A 4,207-nucleotide genomic window follows, 5' to 3' on the forward strand; every position below is an offset into this window, starting at 1 on the left:
CCGAGACCGAGACCGAGACGGGCCGGGCCCGGGCACTGGGAAGGGCCGCGTCCTGATGCGTGGTTCTGGCACGTGTCCCTGACGCATAGCCGGAGCCACGGTCTGGCACGTGGCCCCAGGACGGGCATGACCGCCCGGTTATTGTGCCGGGGTGTATCCCGACTCGGCTGACGACCGTTGGTAACCGCTGACAGGCGATTGCCTGTTGCGGTGCATGTAGTCTGGCACGGTGGCAGTCGCCTCGGCGAGCATCTTGCCGGCGTCGCCTTCAAGTTCCTGTGCGCCGATCCGTGGCGCCCGCGGGTGCGAGGCCTCGGTGTGCCGGTCCGTTTCTGGACGTCCACGCCGAATCCGCGGTCGCCCGGACGGGACGATCCGCCGCCAGCCGTCGATCTCGAGCGGGCCGAACGCAACATCGTGGTGCTGCTTGTCGACGCGTGGCTGATAAGCGGCGGCTGGAACGACTACATCGCCGAGCTCGTCGGCATGACCTCGGCGTCATCTCGTCACTGGCTGTTGCCGGTGCTGCTCACCCGGAAGGTCGACCGGACCTCGTCGATCTCGGACGTGAACTGCCTCAGGCTCTACGAGGCAGCCCACGAGCTGCGGGACCAGGTGTTCGTGAACAAAATCCTGCACCGGCTCTTCCGGCATGTCACCGACGACAATTCCCCGCTCACCGTACTGCTCAGCCACGCCTCGACGGACGGCCGGGGCGTGGCGCTGGCCGTGCGCAAATATCTGCACGAGTGCACGGACGTCGGTGACTTTCTCGACGTGCACAGTATCGCCGCCGGTGAACGGCTCGTCGAGGCGATAGACCGGGCGATTTCCGCGTCGGCGTTCCTGGCGATCGTGACCGATTCCTACAGCTCCCGGGGATGGTGCCGGCACGAGGTCATCAGGGCCAAGCGCGAACTCGGACCGATTGTTCTGCTGGACGCGGTCGAGGACCGCGACGAGCGTCGCTCGCCCTATCTCGGGAACATTCCGATACTGCGCTGGAGACCGGACTCGCCGCTCGTCATGGAGCGGCTGCTGGGCCTGCTCCTCGCCGAGTCGTTCCGGCACCGGTATTTTCCCCGCCAGGTGGCCTGGCTGTCCCGGCTGCGGCGGGTCGACCGGCCGTACTGCTGCCTTTCCCGGCCGCCCGAGCCGCTCACGCTGCTTGAGCTGCGCCGCCGCGCCGGCTCGGTGGAGGTGGACCTGACCGTCGTCTATCCCGATCCTCCGCTGGACAGCGAGGAGACGCGGCTGCTACACGAGTTCGAGCCGAGGATGCGGCTGATGACACCGACGATGCTCTTCTCGACGTGACCGGGCTGTTCTCGGCGTGCCCCGTTGTTTCCGGCGCCGGAGAACGCGTCGCGGACGCCCGGCCGGCCGCGGCCCAGCGGCCCACCGGCCGGGCCATGTGAAACGCCCGGGGCGCATGCCGCGCACGTGGGATGTCGTGCGGACGAGTGGCGGGCTGACGGCCGGCGTCGCCGCCGAAGACCGTTCGCCCACCGGGGGTGTCCGCCTCCCGGCGGCCGTCCCGGCAGGGGCCGTCCGTCCTGGCAGAGGCCGTCCTGGCGCTGGACCGGCCCTCCTAACCCCCGCCGTGGTGCCCGAATGCGGCACCGGATTATCGTGCCGGAATGCATCCTGACCCGACTGACGACCGTTGGTGAGCGCCGCCGGGCGACCGCGGCCGCCCGTCGCCGTACACGTGGTCTGGCGTTCCGGTGCCGGCGCGGAAGCCCACCAGCTCGCCGACGCCGTCTTCACGCATCTGACGGCCGACCCGTCGCGGCCGGCCGCCCGCTCGCTGGGAGTTCCGGTGCGTTTCTGGTCGGCTGGCGGGCCTTTGCACCGCCACCCGGACGGCCGTGGCGCGCGGCGGGCCGCCGACGTGCCACCACCTGTCGATCTCAGCCTGGCCGAGCGCAATGTCATCGTCCTGCTCATCGACAACGCCCTGGTGGGCGCCGGCTGGAACGACTATCTCGCGGAACTGCTGCGCGCTGTCGGCGCCGGGCCCGGTAACTGGTTGCTGCCGTTCGCGCTCACTCCCAACTTCGCCCGCGTCCCCGTCGCGGCCGACGTCGACGTCGTCGACCTGCACACGCTGCCGGCGCGTTTTCGTGAGCAGGTCCTGCTGAACCATGTCGTCCACCGGGTGTGCCGTCAGATCGGTGCCGCGGATCCGGTCCGGGTGTTCATCAGCTACGCGTCCGCGGATGGCGGTGACATCGCCAGGCAGGTGGCCCGGCATCTTCGGCTCGAGACCGATGTCGACGACTTCCTCGACGCGCACCACATATCCGGTGGGGACTCTTTCGCCGACGTTCTCGACGCCGCGGCCACCAGTAGCGCGCTGCTCGCGGTGAACTCGGATTCGTATGGTTCACGGCCGTGGTGCCAGCGGGAGCTCCTCGGCGCGAAGCGCGCGTCCATGCCGGTGGTTGTCCTGGACGCGTTCACGGACCACTCGGCGCGCGCCTTCCCGTATCTCGGCAACGTTCCGACCGTCCGCTGGCACCATGACTCGCGAGCGGTTCTCGACCGTCTGGTCGGCGTTCTGCTGACCGAGACGCTCAGGCACCGGTATTTCCCGCTGCGGGCCGCCGAGATGTGCGGCCGGCACGGTGTCGCTCTGCCCGCGTTCCTGCTGGCCCGGCCACCCGAACTGCTGACGCTGCTTGATCTGCCACGGAATTCCGCCGGAGGTGCGTCCCCAGTCGATCTTCTATATCCTGATCCACCGCTGGGTACCGAGGAGAGCCGGGTGCTGGCGAAGCTCGACGGTTCGCTACGGATGGTGACGCCGACGATGCTGTTCTCGACATGACCGCTGTTCCTGACATGACTCCCGACATGATGGGGCCCGCGACGGGCCCGGTGGTGACAGAGCGCGCGAGGAGGTTGCTGTGAGCTCGCTCGCGGACATCCGGGTGGCCGTCTCGATCTCGGACAGCCCGGACCTGGTCCGGCGAGGCCTGGGGGTGCCGCACCAGCGGCACGCGTTCGTCGAGATCGCCCGGCATGTCCTGGCCGCTGGCGGCTCCCTCGCCTACGGCGGTGACCTGCGCGCCGGCGGGTACAGCCGGGTCCTGTTCGATCTCGTCGACACCTACGACCTGCCCGGCCGGCCCGGGCCGGAGCGGGTGACCGACTACCTGGCGTGGCACCTGTTCCTGCGGTTCGGGGTGGACGAACAGGCCGAGCTCGTCGACGTCGCGACGGTGGTCGGTGTGCCGCCACCGGCCGACATCAGTCCTGACGACCCGGATCTGCGGGACGACCCAGGTAACATCGGCAGCGCTGGTGACGCGGTGGTGGCCCGCTGGAAGCGGGCCCGCGCGCTGACCGCCATGCGTGAGCGCATGGCCACCGAGACCGACGCGCGGGTGATGCTCGGCGGTGCCGTCGTCGTCGGCGCGGGGCTCTACCCCGGCCTGCTCGAGGAGGCCGTGCTCACGCTGCGGGCCGGGCGGCCGCTGTTCCTGCTGGGCGGCTTCGGCGGCTGCACCGAGCGGGTCATCGAGGCCGTGACCGGCGGGCGGCCCCGTGACCTGGAGCTGGACAGCCAGCTCGCGGCCCGTCCGGGATACGCCGAGCTGGTGGCGCAGGCGGCCCGCGCCGGCACACCGGTCGACTACGACGGCCTGCTCACCGAGCTGCGGGTGGCCGGCCCGGAGGCGCTCGCCAACGGCCTCGACCAGGCCGAGAACGAAACGCTGTTCGCCACGGACGACACCGACGAGATGGTCGCCCTCGTACTCAGCGGCCTGCGCCGTATCAGCGGGACACATCGGCGGGGACAGAGGACGCATCGGCGGGACAGTAGGTAGAAACCTCCGCCGCGGCCGCGGTTGCCACCTACGGACGCGCAGGTCACAGGTGTGGCAGCCGCTGCCATCACGACGGGACCTACCTACGGCTTTTCCGCGCCGGAGGCCGCACACTCTCATCGTGGGCAGACTCGACACGGATCCACCGATGGCGGCCGGGCATGGCGGCGACGACGGGCATGCGGGTGCCTTACGCGGGGCAGCCCGCCCAGGCGGGACCGCGGACCAGGACAGGGAGCGGAGCAGAGGCCAGCTCCCGGACCGGGACCAGCAGTGGAACCGGGATCAGGACCGGGATCAGGACGGGGGCCAGGACCGGGATCAGGACCGGGGCCAGGAGCGGGGCCAGGAGCGAGACGTGGACCGGGACC

4 protein-coding genes are annotated in these 4,207 nt (G+C 70.3%); 3 read left to right on the forward strand and 1 reads right to left on the reverse strand.

Features of this window, described 5'->3' with window-relative positions; genetic code table 11:
- The first annotated feature begins 198 nt into the window (after positions 1-198).
- The 3 genes from AC5LUJ_RS17755 to AC5LUJ_RS17765 all read left to right on the forward strand — a co-directional run bounded on the left by AC5LUJ_RS17755 (position 199) and on the right by AC5LUJ_RS17765 (position 3,836).
- Positions 199-1,317 (forward strand): toll/interleukin-1 receptor domain-containing protein, encoded by a 1,119-nt coding sequence (locus tag AC5LUJ_RS17755; RefSeq protein ID WP_493465328.1) that lies wholly within the window; start codon positions 199-201, stop codon positions 1,315-1,317.
- 352 nt (positions 1,318-1,669) lie between these two features.
- A complete protein-coding gene (locus AC5LUJ_RS17760) occupies positions 1,670-2,833 on the forward strand; it encodes a toll/interleukin-1 receptor domain-containing protein (protein WP_493465329.1) in 1,164 nt (387 codons plus the stop codon).
- 79 nt (positions 2,834-2,912) lie between these two features.
- Positions 2,913-3,836, forward strand: coding sequence for a hypothetical protein (locus AC5LUJ_RS17765; protein WP_250284332.1), 924 nt, complete (start codon positions 2,913-2,915; stop codon positions 3,834-3,836).
- A 190-nt stretch (positions 3,837-4,026) separates the two neighbouring features.
- Here the strand turns inward: AC5LUJ_RS17765 and AC5LUJ_RS17770 are convergent.
- The coding region (locus AC5LUJ_RS17770; protein WP_493465330.1) for a hypothetical protein at positions 4,027-4,207 on the reverse strand (181 nt) is incomplete at its 5' end.

It is taken from the genome of Protofrankia sp. CiP1_Cm_nod3 (assembly GCF_982290655.1).